Here is a 15,536-nt window from a genome sequence, read left to right on the forward strand (position 1 = left end):
GGGTGCCCGGCCTTTCCCGAATGCACCGGCACCCCGCGAGCAGCCTCCCCTCGAGCTGCACCGGTCGGCACGAGTGACGTACCGGCATGTGAGAGAGCGGGCCCTCCGGAATCCATGACGCGGCGGAGGGGTGAAATCCCGCGCGATGGGATTCGTCATGGAACCGGTGTCCGGCGCTCTCTTTGACACGGTCGTCCCCCGGCGACGCCGACCAGTCCCGATCTGGAGAGCCCGTGTCCCGTCTCGCTGCCCGCAAGGACGCCATCGATTCCCTGTCCGACAGCCAGCTCGTCGACCGCACCCGCGACGGCGATCAGCGTGCCTACGCCGAGCTCTGGCAGCGGCACTACCGCGCGGGCGTGACGGTCGCGCGCTCGTACACGACCACGTTCGACCCGGACGACCTGGTGTCGGAGGCGTTCACCCGGATGTTCGCGGCGATCGCCGGCGGAGGCGGCCCCACCACCGGCTTCCGGCCCTACCTGTTCACCGTGATCCGGAACACCGCGGCGAGCTGGGGCCGCCGGGCGTCGCACGAGATCGCGATCGAGCACGCCGAGGAGATCGAGGACCTCCGGTTCACCGAGGCGAGCCGCCTGGCGGAGCTGGACCGCTCGCTGGCGGCCACCGCCTTCCGCGCCCTCCCGCCGCGGTGGCAGGAGGTGCTCTGGTACACGGAGGTCGAGGCCCTGCCGCCGCGGGAGGTCGCACCGCTGCTCGGGATGAGCGCCAACTCCGTGGCGGCGCTGGCGGTCCGGGCCAGGGAGGGGCTACGCGCCGCCTGGATCCAGGCCCACCTGGCGACCGTGCCGGAGGGCTCCGAGCACCACTGGGCGATCGAGCACCTCGGCATCGGCCTGCGCAAACGGCTGGCGACGAGCGTGCAGCAGCGCCTGGACGCGCACCTCGACGACTGCGCGGACTGCCGCGTCGTCGCCGCGGAGGCGGCCGAGGCGAACCGGCACATCGGGTTCGTCCTGCTCCCGCTCGCCGCGGCGGCCGGTGGTGTGGCGGCGTTCGCGCGCGGTGCGGGGGACGGCGAGGCGCCCCCGGCGAGCGCGGCCGAACCGCCGGGCGGGGCGGGGTGGTGGCGGGCGTGGGGGTCGTGGGGGTCGTGGGGCGTCGTGGCAGGGGCGGCCGTCGTCGCGGCGACCTCGATCGTGGCTGTCTCGCTCGGGGTCGCGCCCCGCGAGACGGCGTCAGTGCCGGTCGCGGACCTCGCGACACCGTCGGCGACGGCCACGCCCGGAGTCCCGGATGCTGTGGGCTCCGAGGGGAGGCCGGCTCCGGCGCCCGCGCCCGTCGCCCCTCCGGCGTCCGTGCCGGATCCGGTTCCGCACCCGACCGCCGATGACTCGACCGATGGCGCCACCCCGGCGCAGGCGACCACCGGCACGGTCTTCCCGCCGACCGCGGCGCCGACGCCGGCCCCCCTGTCGGCCCCGACGCCGGCCCCGACCCCACGTCCGACTCCGAGCCCGACGCCAACTCCGAGCCCGACGCCAACTCCGAGCCCGATGCCAACTCCGCCACCGACGGCGACGGCGACCCCAGGTCCGACGCCGACACCAACCCCCACGCCGACCGCCCCGTCCCCACCGGTCGGTCGCGGGCCCGCGCGCACCCACACCCACTGGCACGGTCAGCGAACTCACAGGACCGGCAGCGTCACGCCGAGAGGTGAAATCGCTCCTTAACTTCAGAACCAGTCTCGATCACCCGATCCGCGCCCGGCTGGCCCCACCCGAAGACCCGAACCCTCGGAGGACCCCGACGTGTCTGCGCCCATCCTGCACGCCGCCCGCACAGCAGCCGCACCCGCAGCCGCCGCGCGCCGCTCCCTCGTGCGCCGGCTCGCCGCACTCGTCTGCGCCCTCCTCGTCTGCGCCGTCGCCCTGGTCGCGGGCGGACCGGCGCTCGGCGCGGGCGGCTCCGCAAGCCTCTCGGTGACGATCACCCCCGCGACGACGCCGATCCCGGCGGGCGCGACAGCGCAGTGGACCGTGAACTACCAGTGCTCGTCCGTCGACCCGTCGGTCACCTCCTGCGCGAATGCGGTCATCACCATCACCGTCGCCAAGCTCTCGCCGCAGGGCCACGCGATCACCTGCACCGTGGGCGGGTCAACGGCGAACGGCGACTTCACCGCCACGTCGACCGGCTTCATCGGCTCCGCCGCCGGCAACAGCATCCCGGTCGGCGCCTCCGGTCAGCTGACCTTCGCGTGCAAGACGGCCGCCGGCACCACGCCGGACCAGTCGACCCTCGCGGCCACGGCGACGTTCACCTCCGACTCGGCGAGCGCACCGGCCACGGCGACGGCGGCGCCGATCACGATCACGGCGAGGCCAGTGCTGAACGTCACCAAGGTCCTGGAGGGCAACTCGGTCCTCGACGGGATCACGGCGTACCAGCTCTCGGGAACCTTCAACGACTTCATCCTGGCCACCGGCGACTGGATCACGACCAATCCCACCCTGGTGGACACCCTTCCCGCGGGGGCGGTCTTCGTCAGCGCCACCAACGGCGGCGTGTACGACCCGGCCACCAACACGGTCACCTGGCCGGCCGGCTCGGCGGCCAACAACTCCACCATCGGGGCCACCGTCGACGTGACCTACCCCTCCAGCACCTTCGGCCCGACCAGCACGGTGACCAACACGGCGAAGCTCACGGCGACGACCGTCACCGACCCGACCACCGTGTCGGCGACCGCGAGCGTGACGCACACGTTCGCGAACGCCTCGGCAGGCTCCGGCCTCTTCACCAAGACCGTGTCCCCGAACCTGGCGGCCACGAGCGCGATCTTCAAGACGGCCAACTACAACTGGAACCTCCAGGTCAGGAACACCGGGCAGGTCCCGATCGGGGGCACGCTCTACGACTATCCGCCGTGCGGCAGCGCCCCGCTGAGCAACTCGCTCCCGCAAGACTGCCGCAACCCCGGCTTCACGATCACCAAGTTCGAGAGCGTCCCGTCCGGGTCGGCCTTCACGTTCTTCCTCGCCGACGGCACCACCCAGAGCGTGACGAAGTCCACGGACGGGACCGTTCCGTACGTCGTTCCCACCGGCTGGCTGATCGCGGGCTACTCGATCGCGCTGCCGTCGTACGCCGTCAATCCCGGGACGACGCTCTACATCAACGTGGACGGCCGTCTGACCGCGGGCGACGGCTACGTGCCGATGACGCAGACCAACTGCGCCCAGTGGTCGATCACGAACGCGCCGCCGACGCCGATGGCCAGCCTGGGCGACAAGGACAAGTCGTGCGCCGTGGCGTACTTCAAGCTCGCCGCCGCGTCGCTGCTGATCCACAAGTCCTACACCGGCGGCCCGAACGCCCTGCTCTCCGGTCAGGTCGCACCGTGGAGCCTTCTCGTCTCCAACACCGGCGCTGCCGGGGACGCGCACTACCTCGACGCGCCGGTGCACATCACCGACACGCTTCCGGCCGGGGTCAGCTACGTGCCGGGCAGCGCGGTCGTGACCAGCGCCTCCGGTTCCTACACGTACGACCCCTCCTACACGACGGCCGGCCTCACAGTGACGCAGAGCGGGCAGACGCTGACGTTCTCCTTCCCGCCCACAGCGGTCCTGAACCGGCAGCAGGCCTTCACGATCCAGTTCTCTACGGTCGTGAATCCCGGCGTAGGAGCCACGACGCAGACCAACACCGCCGGCGTCTGGGACGACGCGGACCCGACCTGGACGCCGAGCGGCAACAACGGCACGATTTCGGCCGCGTCCTTCGCGACCGGGACGTCCGCGCAGGCCGGCGCCCAGAAGGAGGTCAAGGGCCAGTTCGACAGCCAGTACCTGTTCTCGGTCCCCGGCTCGCCCGCCGTCGGCACCTCTCCGGCCGGGGGGACCTCGCAGTGGCGGCTGAACATCGGCTCGCTCGGCTCGACGCCGATCACGAACCTGGTGGTCTACGACGTGCTCCCCTCCGTCGGTGACACCGGGGTGTCGGGAGGCCAGAGCGGTGTGGCCCGCGGCTCCCAGTTCCAGCCGGCGCTCGCGGGCGCGCCGACCCTCCCGGCCGGAGTGACGGCGACGTACTCGCTCAGCGCGAACCCGTGCCGGCCCGAGGTCTACCCGAACCAGCCCGCGGGGTGCGCCCCGACCTGGCTGACCGCCGCCCAGGTGACGGACTGGACGCAGGTGCGCGCCGTCCGCATCGACGCCACGGCGCTGACGTTCCAGCCGGGTCAGACGGTGGAGGTCGACTACGCGATGAATCTTCCGGCGTCGGCCACCCCGGGCCAGGTCGCCTGGAACTCGCTCGCGTACGCGGCCTCCAGCCCGAGCGGACCGCTCCTTCCAGCCGAGCCCGTGAAGGTCGGCATCCGGGTCGCGACGCCGCCGGCCGTCACGATCACGAAGACCGACGCCGCAGGGCACCACGCGCCGACCGCCGCCACGGCGGTGACGCTCGACGCGACGAAGGCGACCGGCCTGACCTTCGCCGTGACCAACACCGGAGGCGAGCCGCTGCAGAACGTCACGGTGACCGACGCGATCATCGCCGGCTCGGCGACCGTCACCGGGTTGAGCTGCGCCTTCCCGGACGGGTCGACCGGGACGCAGTGGACCGGCCCGTTCGCCGTCGGCGCGACGTTCCACTGCACCGCGACGCTGAGCGCGCTCGGCTTCAACGCCGTCCACGCCGACGACGCGACCGCGACCGGCACCGGTGCCTTCACCGGCGCGCCCGTCGCCGCAGCCGACCAGTACCACGCGCAGACACCGGGCGCTCCGGCGATCGTCCTGCCGCTCACCGGAGGCCTCGGCACCGACGTCATCGCCTTCGCGGCGATCGGGACGTTCGCCGCGGCGGCGGCGCTGGCGGCGTGGCAGCTGCGGCGCCGGCTCCGCAGGCTCCCGCGCTGACCGCGGCAGACCCCTTCTCTTCCCTACCCGTCCACAGAACAGGAACCCCATGACCATCAGAAGACTCACCGCCGCGATCGGCGTCGGCGCCGTCGCCCTGCTGGGGGCGGCGGCGTTCGCCGGCCCCGCGAGCGCGGACACGACCGGCGGCAACGCGCCCGCGGGTCCGTACACGCTGACGATCACGAAACTCCAGAATCCCCCCGGCGGCGGAACCCCCACTGACGGCACCGCCCAGACCAGCGGCCTCACGCCGATCCCCGGCGTGGTGTTCAGCGTCGCGCCGGTGAACGGCGTCGACCTGACCACGCCCGCGGGCTGGACCACCGCTGCCGGCCTGACCGTGAACAGCGCGGGCCGGGTCGTCGGCGGCGGCACCAGCTACACGACCGGCGCCACGACCGCCCTGCCGGCGACCGGCGGCTCCGGCATCACCTCGTACACGACCTCTACGCCGGCCGTCTACGAGGTCACCGAGACGAGCGCCCCGGCCGGAACCGAGCTCGGCGCGCCGTTCCTGGTGACGCTGCCGCTGCCGCAGGGCGGGAACTGGCTGACGAACGTGTTCGTGTACCCGAAGAACACGGTGGAGGGCGCCCCGGTCAAGGCGGTCGACGACACGGGCGCCTACGGCGTCGGCGCCTCCGTCACCTGGCGCGTGGCGTCCACCGTCCCGAACCAGGTCGCCGGGAACGCGTTCACCCAGTACTCGCTGACCGATCCGCTGGACGCACGGCTGACCCCGCCGACGCCAGGGAGTGTGACGGTGTCCCTGGCCTCCTCGACCGGCGCGGCGATCGCGCTTCCGGCGGCGGACTACACGGTCGGCGTGGCCGGCCAGACCGTGACCGTGGACTTCACCGCCTCCGGTCTCGCCCTCCTCACGGCGAACCCGGGCGCTGTCGTCACCGCGACGATCCCGACCGTGATCGGCACGGTCGGCAGCGGCACGATCCAGAACATCGCGGACCAGACGATCTCGACCCAGACGGGCACGACGGTCACCACGCCCTCCAACCCGGTGCAGGACACCTGGGGCGACGTGAGCCTGCACAAGGTCGACCCGAACGGCAAGGCCCTGGCCGGCGCGCAGTTCCAGGTGTTCACCTCCCCGGCGGATGCGCAGAACCTATCGAACCCGGTCGCGGTAAACGGCGCCACCACCTTCACCTCCGACGCCTCCGGCGCTGTCGCGATCGACGGCCTCAAGGCGCAGAACGACGGCGCCGGCGCGGACCTGACCTACTACCTCGTGGAGACGCAGGCCCCGGCCGGGTACACGATCGCGCCCGCGTTCGCGCAGGCGGCCGGCGGGTACGCGGAGACAGTGGCCCCCGGCGCAGCGAACCCGACCGTGACGGTCACCGACCCGCAGGCGCCGCCGATCGCGCTGCCGCTGACGGGCTCCACCGGGACGACGGTCTTCGTGGTCGGCGGCCTCGCCCTGGCCGCCCTCGCGGTCGCCGCGGCCGTCCTCGTGGTCCGTCGGCGCACGCGTGAGGAGGGGCCGGCCGCGTGACCTCCTCGCAGCACAGGAGGGCCGCCACCGGGAGACGGTGGCGGCTCTCCGCCCTGTCGGTGGCGGTCACCGTGCTGTGCCTGCTGGGTGTGAGCGTCGCGCTCTACCCGGCGACGGCGAGCTGGTTCAGCGCCGCGCAGGAGGCCGCCCGGCTCGCGCAGTACGGCGACGCGGTGAGGGCCATCGGGCCGGCCAGCCGACTCCAGGCATTGAAGGAGGCCGCGGCGTACAACTCCGCGCTCACCGGCGGCGGCGCGGTGAAGGCGGACGAACGCGTTCCCGTCGGCACCGCCGCGCTGCCACAGGGCTTCGACTACGACCGGCTCCTGGCCGCGAACGCGTACGGCCTGATGGGGCGCATCGTCATCCCGTCGATCGGCACGGACCTCCCGATCTACCACGGCACCAGCGACGCGACCCTCGCGGAGGGCGTCGGCCACCTCGAGGGCACGTCCCTCCCGATCGGCGGCCCCGGCACCCACGCCGTGCTCGCCGGTCATCGCGGGCTGGCCTCTGCGACGCTGTTCACGAACCTCGACCGGGTCCGCGACGGCGACGCCTTCACGCTCTACGTCTTCGGCGAGACGCTCGACTACCGGGTCTCGAACATCGCGGTCGTGGACCCGGACCAGACCAAGACGCTCGACCCGGTGGCGGGGAAGGACCTCGTCACCCTGGTGACCTGCACGCCGCTCGGGATCAACAGCCAGCGGATCCTCGTGACGGGCGAGCGCGTGACGCCGACCCCGGAGGCCGCTGTCGCGCGCGGGCACGAACCGGCCACCGGACCGGGGTTCCCGTCGTGGGCCGCCGGGTTCGCGACCGCGGTGGTCGCGGGCGGCGGCTACCTCTGGCGGTCGGGCCGGCCCCGGGTGCGCCGTGGGTAGGCGGCCGGCCGCACGTCGTCGCCGGCCCGGGCCGGCGCGCCTCGCGATCGCACTGCTGCTGTGCGCAGTGGCGGTCGTCGCGGGTGGCGTCGCCGTGTCCGCCTCTCTCAGCGGCAGTAGCAGGCCCACGGACATGCGCGGCAATCCCGTCGACCTCCCGGCGCCGTCGCGAGCCGTGCAGCAGCGGACGGCCGCTGTCGCCCAGGTGGCCGGCCTGAGCCTGCGCGTCCCGGCCGCCGGGCTCACCGTGCCCCTCGGTGAGCTGAACGAGGTCGACGGCGTCATCGACCCGCCGGGGTTCTCCTCCGCCTACCTGGTGCGCAACTACGGCACGCAGCTCGCGCACGCCGGTCTCGGGACGGTCTTCGTGGTGATGCACTCGTGCCGCGGCGGAGCGGTGTGCCCCGGCAACTATCTGACCGATCTGGCGGCAGGGACGTCGTCGGTCGCGGTAGGCGCCGACGTCTATGTGGGCGCCCTCCACTACCGGGTGACGGGCTCGGAGAGCGTCCACAAACCGGACGTTCACGCCGACGCCGCTCTGTGGGCGGACGTCCCCGGGCGGCTGGTGCTGCTGACCTGCCTCCAGACGCCCGCTCAGACCGCGTCCGTCGACAACCTGGTCGTCTCGGCGCAGCTCGTCACGACGCGGTGACCGCCGGACCGCCGAACCGCTCCACCCACTCGGCGTAGGTGTGGTCCTCCCCGATAGGACAGTCGCAGGAGATGAGGATCCACTCGCCGGAGCGGGAGGCGAGCATGCGCTCGACGTGCGGGGCGAGGACGGAGTCGGTGTGCGAGGTCATGTTGAAGAGACCTGCGCGTGCGCCGGCCATGACGCTGCGGCGTTTTCGTGCGCGATCAGCCGCCCGTGCGCAGCTTTCTGTCGAAACAGTCAAGAAATCGTCCGGACTTCGCGGTTAGGCTCGAATCGGAGCGCCGAAACGACGCTCCGTCGCAGTGCCGCGAACGCGGCCGATCGCACGACGGGAGGTTCGTCATGTCTCAATTCGTCCCGCAGTTCACTGCAGGAGCCATTGTCGGGGAGCCCGAGGTCGTCGAGGACGCCCGCTCCGTGCGCGAGGTCGCGACGCACCCCGCGTGGCTGCGGCTCAAGGAGGCGGCGACCGCCCTCCAGGCGCTCCAGGTCAAGGACGGCTCGGTCGAGCAGGATTCCGACAAGCCCGCCGCCGCCGAGCTCACCGCCGCGATCGTCGGCTCCATCGAGGAGCTCGCCCCGTTCTTCCCGCACGACGCGGCCTACCTCGCAGCCGTGCAGCGCGACTTCGGCCGCTGGGCGGACGAGGGCTTCGGCGTGCCCGACTTCCTCGACGCGCTGAACGCGTTCCAGCCGCAGCAGCACCGCGTCGACGGGCTCGGCCACCTCGTGGTCTTCCCCATGTACACGCAGAACGGCAGCACGAACCGCCTCGTGGAGGCCGTCCTCGTCGAGGTCATTTGGCCCGAGTTCATCGCGGCGCTGCAGGCCGGCGACTACGGCAACAAGCTGTTCGTCGCGCTGCGCTTCGTGGACTTCACTCCCGGTTACGACACCAACTCGGCCGTGCTGTTCCCCGAGACCGTCGCGATGCGCGAGATCCCGTCGTTCACCTGGGGGGCGATCTTCCAGGACCGGGAGGCCGCCCGCTACCGCCGCGTCGTGCGCGCCGCCGCGGAGATCACGAAGCTGGAGCTGCCCGAGGATGCCGCCCGGATGCTGGAGGACCAGCGGCTCACGGAGGAGACCTTCGTGATGTGGGACATCATCCACGACCGCTCCCACATGCGCGGGGACCTGCCCTTCGACCCGTTCATGATCAAGCAGCGGATGCCGTTCTTCCTCTACTCCCTGGAAGAGCTGCGCTGCGACCTGACCGCGTTCCGCGAGTCGGTGCGGTTGCAGCGTGAGCTCGGCGCCCTGCCCGAGTCGGAGCTGTCCCAGCCGCAGCAGCAGATCCGCGACCACGCCAAGCTCGTGCAGTACGCGGTGATCTTCGACCGGATCTTCCGGTTCGCGATCACCGGCAGCCGGGTGCGCAACTACGACGGTCTCGGCGGGCAGCTCCTCTTCGCCTGGCTGCACCAGCACGACGTCCTGCACTGGACCGACACCCAACTCACCATCGACTGGGACGAAGTCCCCGACGTGGTCGTCGCCCTCTCCGACCGGATCAACGACCTGTACTGGCGCTCGATCGACCGGCCCAAGGTGGCGCACTGGCTCGCGGCCTACGAGATGCTCACCCAGACCCTCACCCCGAACCCGGCCTCCAACTGGGCTCGCGGGCTCCCGGACGAGACCCTGGCGGGGCCGCCGAAGGGCTACACCGACGCGGTGCTGGACGACGAGTTCCCGCTCTCCATGTTCTACGAAGCGCTCAACAAGAAGATGGCCACCGTCATCGAGTCCACGTCCGGCATCACGGGGACGACGGACGAGGCGTGACGGATCAGGAAGGTTCGACGCCGGCGCGGTTCTCACCCGAAGGGACCGCGCCGGCGCCGGCGAACGGCGTCCCCGGGCGCCTCGTACTGATCGCCGGCGCGACCAGCGCGTCCGGCGAGGCGGTGGCGCGCGCACTCAGGGCGGAGGGCGCGACGGTGCTCGCGGTCGGCACCCGGCAGGAGGCGCTGGACGCACTGGCGGAGGCCGTCCCCGGCGTCGACACCCGGGTCTGCGATCTGGCCGACCGCGACGCGGTGGCCGAGCTGGCGATGCGCATCCACCTCAAGTTCGGCCGGATCGATGGCCTGGTGCACCTGGTCGGCGGCTGGCGCGGCGGTGGCGGCATCGCCGGGCAGAGCGACGCGGACTGGGACTTCCTGGAGCGCGGCTTCCAGACCCTGCGGAACACCACGCGCGTCTTCTACGACGATCTGGTGGCCTCCCCCGCCGGCCGGCTGGCCGTGGTCTCCTCCACGGCGGTCGACAAGCCGTACGCGGGCGGCGCGAACTACGCCGCGGCCAAGGCGGCGGCGGACGCGTGGACGCGCGCCGTCGCGCAGGGCCTCGGCAAGGAGGCGCCGCAGTCGGCCGCCGTCGTCTTCGTCGTCAAAACCCTCGCCGGCCTCGAGCCCGCCCTCGCCGACGCCGTCGTGCGCCTCTGGCGCACCCCGGCCCCTCGCCTCAACGGCACCCGCATCGCGCTCGACATTCGTGCCGAATAGTGACTTTCGCGCGTCGAAAGGCGACATTCGGCACGAATTCGACCGAGCTTCGCGAATCTAGGATGGAACAGTGACGCTACAACTCCATGACCTCAACCTGCGCGGCTTCGCGTCGGACAACTACGCGGGCGTGCACCCGGAGATCCTCGACGCGATCGCGGCGGCCAACAACGGCCATCAGATCTCCTACGGCGAGGACGTCTACACCGAGCGCCTCCACGAGGTGTTCGCCGAGCACTTCGGCGACGGCGTTCAGGTCTTCCCCGTGTTCAACGGCACCGGCGCGAACGTGACCGGGCTGCAGTCGATGGTGCCGCGCTGGGGCGCCGTGGTCTGCGCCAAGACCGCGCACATCAACACCGACGAGGCCGGCGCGCCGGAGAAGGTCGGCGGCCTCAAGCTGTTGCCCGTCGAGACCCCGGACGGCAAGCTGACCCCCGAGCTCATCGACAGGGAGGCCTGGGGCTGGGGCGACGAGCACCGCGCGCAGCCGCTGGTCGTGTCGATCACCCAGACCACCGAGCTCGGCACGGCGTACAGCGTCGAGGAGATCCGCGCGATCGCCGACCACGTCCACGCTCGCGGCATGAAGCTGCACATGGACGGCGCCCGGATCTCCAACGCCGCGGCCACCCTCGGCGTGCCGTTCAAAGAGTTCACCACCGACGCCGGCGTCGACGTGCTCAGCTTCGGCGGCACCAAGAACGGGATGCTGTACGGCGAGGCCGTCGTCGTCCTCAACCCGGCGGCGTCCGAGGGGCTGCTCTACCTGCGCAAGCTCAACATGCAGCTCGCCTCCAAGATGCGGTTCATCTCGGCGCAGCTCATCGCGCTGCTGCACGACGACCTCTACCTGCGTTCGGCGTCGCACGCCAACGCGATGGCGTCCCGGCTGCGCGGCGCGCTGGAGGCGGGGATCGCGGACGGCAGCATCCAGGGCGTCGGGTTCAGCCAGGCCACCGAGGCGAACGGCGTCTTCGCGACCCTTCCGGCCGGCGTCGCGGACCGGCTGCGGCAGCACTTCCGGTTCTACGACTGGGATGCGGCCCGCCACGAGGTGCGCTGGATGTGCTCGTTCGACACCACCGAGCAGGACATCGACGACTTCGTCGCGGCCCTGGTCGCCGAACTGAGGGCCTGACCGGCCTCACCCCCCTCTACTGGGGACAGACCGGGGTACAAGAATGTCCTCCATTTGGCCGACAGATTTGGTAGTCTCTAAGAGTCGGCGGAGGAACCCGAATAATCCTCCGGCGATAACCCCGAAACGCATGCCGGGCTGTGTGGAGTAACCCTAGTATCCACACCGCCCGGCATCGTGGGTTAACGGTGTCGTATCAGCCGAACCTCATGAAGCGCAGCGGCTGAGCGGCTCAGCCGGAGGGCGCCGTCCAGTACGCATACTGCGACGCGGGACGGAAGCCCAGCCCGGAGTAGAGCGCGTGGGCACCGGCGTTGTCCGCGAGCACCTGGAGCCACAGGTGCCGGACACCGCGGCCGCCCGCTTCGTCTGCGAGGGCGACGGCGAGCGCGCGGGCCAGGCCGCGGCGGCGAGCGGCCGGGAGGGTGGCGACGGCGTAGAGTCCGGCCCAGTCTTCCGCGAGGGCGAGGCGCGCGACGGCGTCGGGGGCCTCCGCTGGGCCGGCCCAGGCGTAGAGAGCCGCGCCGGCGTTCAGGATGCGGGCGACGATGTCGCGCTCGGCGTCGCCGCCGCGGCCGTCGACGGCCCACCAAGTGGCGAGCCAGCCGGGCGGTGGGGTGTCGGAGGTGGAGATCGGGGCTGCGGTGTCTGCGGCTGCCGCGGCCACCACCTCCGCCCGGTCGGCCACGAGGATGTCGGTCTGCGAGTGCTCCCGGTACTCCCGGGCGGCGAGCGCTGCCACCAGCGCCGGCGCCGTCGCCGGGCTCACCTGGAACACCGCGGGGATGCCGCGCTCCCGGTACCAGCGCTCTGCCCGCTCGATCGCGGCCTCCACGTCCGGCACCTCACCGCAGGTCAGCACCGAGTTGGCGCGGTTGGTGACGCCGTCCGCGGCCCGCAGCGTCCAGCCTCCCAGCTCTTCGCGCTCCAGCGCCGGCCAGCCGCGGTCGGCGAGACGGTCGAGGTCGGCGGGCTCTGCGTGGTCGGCGGGCTCGTGCTGGCGCATCCGTCGAATGTATCCCGCTGCCGCCGCCCGCCGCGGAGGCGTACCGTGCCTCCCATGACCGACCCGAAGGACGCCGCGTCGACAGCCGGCGCAGAACCGTTCCCCGCCGCGGAGATCGCCGGCCTCAAGGCCAAGACCGTGGCGCACGTCGTCCACTACCGCCGGAAGACCTACGTCACGCTGCCGTCCGAGGGGTACGCCCTCCTGAAGCGCGTGCGGACCCTCCTGCGCGACGGCACCACCGACCTCGTCCCGCTGGTGCACCGCGACGGCTTCGTGTGGCTGGCGATCGGCCCGAACATCCCCATCGCGGTGGACGAGGTGGAGACCGACAACGGCGAGAGCGAGAAGCACACCCTCAAGCGGCTCGGGCTGCGCTGACCGCCGGGCCGTCGACCGGTCGATCGGGCCTACTGCGGGCGTCGGGGCCGGGGCTATGCTGACGCCGTGAGCGCAGACGCCGGCTTCGCACCCCGCACCGTCCGACACGACGGAAGGCGCACGCGGACGCGTCGACGCGTGGCCGCCGCACTCGTCGGGGTGGCCGTCCTGGGCCTTCTGACCGGCTGCGACCTGCTGGCCCCGCAGGACACGAAGTACATCCAGGAGACCGCGGACGGTGTGAACGGCGACATCGGGCCGATCTTCATCGGCAACGCGGTGCTTCTCACCGCGCAGGCGACCTCCCCCGTGAGCCTGGTCGCGACCCTCGTCAACCAGGGCGACTCGAGCGAAGAGGTGCGCATCGTGACCACGGCCGGGTCCGAGACGGTGACGGTGAAGCCGTCCGAGTCGGTGCAGCTCGGCACCCCCGACGGCCAGACGGTCACCTTCGACAGCCTCGACGTGAAGCCGGGGGCACTGGAGCCGGTGACGTTCCAGACCAGCACGATGACGGAGACGCTGAACGTGCCGGTGCTGGACGGGTCGCTGCCGCAGTACCAGGACCTGGTGCCCTGAGCGGCCCTGCGCCAGGGAACTGCCACCCCAACCGGGGCGGCGCCGCACCCGTTTCCTGAGAACTCCATCACCTCCAACCGGCGACGACTCAGCGGGGAGGTCGTAGGTTGGAGCGTCAGCCAACGAGGAGGTCGTGTGTCGCAACAGGTTCAGGAGGAGTCGCTCCAGCTCTCGGGGACGCTCTTCGACGGGGACAAGCGCACGGACGTCGGGTCGCTCGCCGAGCTCATGGACGAGCTGCAGACCTCCACCGGCTTCGGTTACCTCGAGATCCAGGACCCCGACCGGCTGCAGCTCGCCGAGCTCGCCGACCGCCTCGGCGCGCACGACCTCGTCCACCCGCCCGCGTCGGCCTCCGCCGGGCACATGCCGATGGTCGCCGGCGAGCACGTCCGCCTGTCCACCCACCGGGTGCAGCTGGAGGAGCCGACGTTCCAGCTCGTCGTCGCGGACCTGCACATCTACGTGCTGCCGCGGCTGCTGATCCTCGACCATGACGGCGGCTTCGACTTCGAGCCGCTGCGGGCGCGCCTCGCCACCGAGAAGCGGCACCGCGACCAGGGCGTCGGCTGGCTGCTGTGGATCGTTCTCGACCAGCTGCTCGGCGAGGCCGGCGCCGCCCTGAACGCGCTGGACGACGAACTCGACGACATCGAGGACATCCTGCTCGCCCCCGGTGCGAAGCCCGCCGTGATCCAGAACCGGGTGTACCAGCTGCGCAAGTCGGCCTCGCGCCTGCGCCGCTGCCTCCTGCCGCTGCGCGACGCCGTCGACGCACTGCTGCGCCGCGAGGCCGACTGCGTCAGCCAGGGGCTGTTCCCGCTGTTCCAGGGCCTCTACGACCGCGGCGTGCACCATGTGGAGTGGGCGGACTCGCTGCGCGACCTGGTGACGGCGCTGTCGGACACGCAGATCGCGATGGAGGGCAACCGGCTCAACGTGATCATGAAGAAGGTGACGAGCTGGGCGGCGATCATCGCGGTCCCGGCTGCGGTCACCGGCTTCTACGGGCAGAACCTGCCGTACCCGGGGTTCAACACGATGGGCGGGCTGTGGATGTCGACACTGCTGATGGTGGTCGGGTGCGGGGGGTTGTATCTGACGTTCAGGCGGAAGGACTGGCTGTAGGGCTGACCGAGCCGGGGACACGTCACCAAAATCCTGGAATACCTTCCCAGGTCCATGTGTTCACATCGATAGAGCTGGGCAATGGAGCCTCGTGATCCCGTTTCCACCGTCGAGGAGTTCCCACCCCATGTCGCTGACCGACACCGTCACCCGCACCGCCGACACGTCCTTCCCGCTGCTGCCCGCGCTCGCCGAGCGCTGGAGCCCGCGCGCCTTCGACACCGAGGCCGTGATCGATGAGGACAAGCTGACCGCCGCCCTGGAGGCCGCCCGCTGGTCGCCGTCCGCCAACAACTCGCAGCCGTGGCGGTTCATCGTCGCGCGACGCGGCAGCGAGGCGTTCGACGCCATCGTCGCCAACCTGATGGGCTTCAACCAGATGTGGGCCGGCGCGGCCGGAGCGCTCGTCGTCGCCCTCGCCGAGGTCGTCGACGCCGAGGGCGCCGAGCGTCGCTGGGCCACCTACGACGTCGGCCAGGCCGTCGCGCACCTCAGCGTCCAGGCCCATCACGACGGCCTCCACACCCACCAGATGGGCGGCTTCGACCCGGCCGGGATCCGCGCGGCGTTCGGCGTCGAGGAGCGCTTCGTTCCGGTCTCCGTCACCGCCGTCGGCATGCTCGGCGACGTGGACGCGCTGCCCGAGCCGCTGCGCGAGCGCGAACTCGCCCCCCGCACCCGCACCCCCCTGGACGACGTCCTCCTCGTCAACTCCTGACCCAACCCCCGAAACGTGGGTAATAAACGGGCTACAAAAAAAAAAAAAACCCCCTAATGAAACAATGGGGGGGTTGGGAGTGGGGGGCGGGGGGCGGTGTTGGGGGGGAAGATTAAA

At 71.6% G+C, this 15,536-nt stretch carries 14 protein-coding genes; 12 read left to right on the top strand and 2 right to left on the bottom strand.

The window, feature by feature from the left end; translation table 11 throughout:
* Positions 1 to 233: 233 nt before the first annotated feature.
* The 5 genes from ACFRFH_RS04205 (at position 234) to ACFRFH_RS04225 (ending at position 7,953) form a co-directional block, all read left to right on the top strand.
* Positions 234 to 1,697: an RNA polymerase sigma factor gene (locus tag ACFRFH_RS04205; RefSeq protein ID WP_382461752.1), complete on the top strand. Its 1,464-nt coding sequence runs from the start codon at positions 234 to 236 to the stop codon at positions 1,695 to 1,697.
* A 78-nt stretch (positions 1,698 to 1,775) separates the two neighbouring features.
* Positions 1,776 to 4,892, top strand: a complete 3,117-nt coding sequence (locus tag ACFRFH_RS04210; RefSeq protein ID WP_382461753.1) for a hypothetical protein — start codon at positions 1,776 to 1,778, stop codon at positions 4,890 to 4,892.
* 49 nt (positions 4,893 to 4,941) lie between these two features.
* Positions 4,942 to 6,411, top strand: coding sequence for a SpaH/EbpB family LPXTG-anchored major pilin (locus ACFRFH_RS04215; protein ID WP_382461754.1), 1,470 nt, complete (start codon positions 4,942 to 4,944; stop codon positions 6,409 to 6,411).
* Positions 6,408 to 7,298, top strand: a complete 891-nt coding sequence (locus tag ACFRFH_RS04220) for a class C sortase (protein ID WP_382461755.1) — start codon at positions 6,408 to 6,410, stop codon at positions 7,296 to 7,298. The genes ACFRFH_RS04215 and ACFRFH_RS04220 overlap by 4 nt, the downstream gene beginning before the upstream one ends.
* Positions 7,299 to 7,431: 133 nt before the next feature.
* The gene (locus ACFRFH_RS04225) at positions 7,432 to 7,953 is read left to right on the top strand and encodes a class F sortase (RefSeq protein WP_382461756.1); all 522 of its coding nucleotides are present in this window, start codon (positions 7,432 to 7,434) and stop codon (positions 7,951 to 7,953) included.
* Here ACFRFH_RS04225 and ACFRFH_RS04230 read toward each other — a convergent pair.
* Positions 7,940 to 8,104: a hypothetical protein gene (locus tag ACFRFH_RS04230; protein ID WP_382461757.1), complete on the bottom strand. Its 165-nt coding sequence runs from the start codon at positions 8,102 to 8,104 to the stop codon at positions 7,940 to 7,942. The two genes, ACFRFH_RS04225 and ACFRFH_RS04230, sit on opposite strands and share 14 nt — an antisense overlap.
* Positions 8,105 to 8,298: 194 nt before the next feature.
* Here ACFRFH_RS04230 and ACFRFH_RS04235 point away from each other — a divergent pair, with 194 nt between their 5' ends.
* The 3 genes from ACFRFH_RS04235 (at position 8,299) to ACFRFH_RS04245 (ending at position 11,607) form a co-directional block, all read left to right on the top strand.
* Positions 8,299 to 9,744 (top strand): DUF6421 family protein, encoded by a 1,446-nt coding sequence (locus tag ACFRFH_RS04235; protein ID WP_382461758.1) that lies wholly within the window; start codon positions 8,299 to 8,301, stop codon positions 9,742 to 9,744.
* An 86-nt stretch (positions 9,745 to 9,830) separates the two neighbouring features.
* Positions 9,831 to 10,466: an SDR family NAD(P)-dependent oxidoreductase gene (locus ACFRFH_RS04240; protein ID WP_382462729.1), complete on the top strand. Its 636-nt coding sequence runs from the start codon at positions 9,831 to 9,833 to the stop codon at positions 10,464 to 10,466.
* A gap of 70 nt (positions 10,467 to 10,536) precedes the next feature.
* A complete protein-coding gene (locus ACFRFH_RS04245) occupies positions 10,537 to 11,607 on the top strand; it encodes a threonine aldolase family protein (protein ID WP_382461759.1) in 1,071 nt (356 codons plus the stop codon).
* Between the two features lie 232 nt (positions 11,608 to 11,839).
* Here ACFRFH_RS04245 and ACFRFH_RS04250 read toward each other — a convergent pair whose 3' ends face one another.
* Positions 11,840 to 12,613, bottom strand: a complete 774-nt coding sequence (locus ACFRFH_RS04250) for a GNAT family N-acetyltransferase (protein ID WP_382461760.1) — start codon at positions 12,611 to 12,613, stop codon at positions 11,840 to 11,842.
* 54 nt (positions 12,614 to 12,667) lie between these two features.
* Between ACFRFH_RS04250 and ACFRFH_RS04255 the strand changes: the two genes are divergently transcribed.
* From ACFRFH_RS04255 to ACFRFH_RS04270, 4 genes are all read left to right on the top strand, one after another.
* The gene (locus tag ACFRFH_RS04255; RefSeq protein WP_382461761.1) at positions 12,668 to 12,994 is read left to right on the top strand and encodes a hypothetical protein; all 327 of its coding nucleotides are present in this window, start codon (positions 12,668 to 12,670) and stop codon (positions 12,992 to 12,994) included.
* A gap of 138 nt (positions 12,995 to 13,132) precedes the next feature.
* Positions 13,133 to 13,573, top strand: coding sequence for a hypothetical protein (locus ACFRFH_RS04260; protein ID WP_382461762.1), 441 nt, complete (start codon positions 13,133 to 13,135; stop codon positions 13,571 to 13,573).
* A 135-nt stretch (positions 13,574 to 13,708) separates the two neighbouring features.
* The gene (locus tag ACFRFH_RS04265) at positions 13,709 to 14,701 is read left to right on the top strand and encodes a CorA family divalent cation transporter (protein WP_382461763.1); all 993 of its coding nucleotides are present in this window, start codon (positions 13,709 to 13,711) and stop codon (positions 14,699 to 14,701) included.
* Positions 14,702 to 14,828: 127 nt separating this feature from the next.
* Positions 14,829 to 15,419 (top strand): nitroreductase family protein, encoded by a 591-nt coding sequence (locus ACFRFH_RS04270; protein WP_382461764.1) that lies wholly within the window; start codon positions 14,829 to 14,831, stop codon positions 15,417 to 15,419.
* Positions 15,420 to 15,536 lie beyond the last annotated feature (117 nt).

The sequence above is a fragment of the Leifsonia sp. NPDC056824 genome (genome assembly GCF_042789575.1).
Taxonomy (GTDB): Bacteria; Actinomycetota; Actinomycetes; order Actinomycetales; family Microbacteriaceae; genus Leifsonia.

Excerpts from the sequence above, each read along its gene's own strand:
- ACFRFH_RS04215 (WP_382461754.1), top strand. The coding sequence starts at position 4,942 with ATGACCATCAGAAGACTCACCGCCGCGATCGGCGTCGGCGCCGTCGCC.
- ACFRFH_RS04225 (WP_382461756.1), top strand. The coding sequence starts at position 7,432 with ATGCGCGGCAATCCCGTCGACCTCCCGGCGCCGTCGCGAGCCGTGCAG.
- ACFRFH_RS04230 (WP_382461757.1), bottom strand. The coding sequence starts at position 8,104 with ATGACCTCGCACACCGACTCCGTCCTCGCCCCGCACGTCGAGCGCATG.
- ACFRFH_RS04235 (WP_382461758.1), top strand. The coding sequence starts at position 8,299 with ATGTCTCAATTCGTCCCGCAGTTCACTGCAGGAGCCATTGTCGGGGAG.
- ACFRFH_RS04250 (WP_382461760.1), bottom strand. The coding sequence starts at position 12,613 with ATGCGCCAGCACGAGCCCGCCGACCACGCAGAGCCCGCCGACCTCGAC.
- ACFRFH_RS04255 (WP_382461761.1), top strand. The coding sequence starts at position 12,668 with ATGACCGACCCGAAGGACGCCGCGTCGACAGCCGGCGCAGAACCGTTC.
- ACFRFH_RS04270 (WP_382461764.1), top strand. The coding sequence starts at position 14,829 with ATGTCGCTGACCGACACCGTCACCCGCACCGCCGACACGTCCTTCCCG.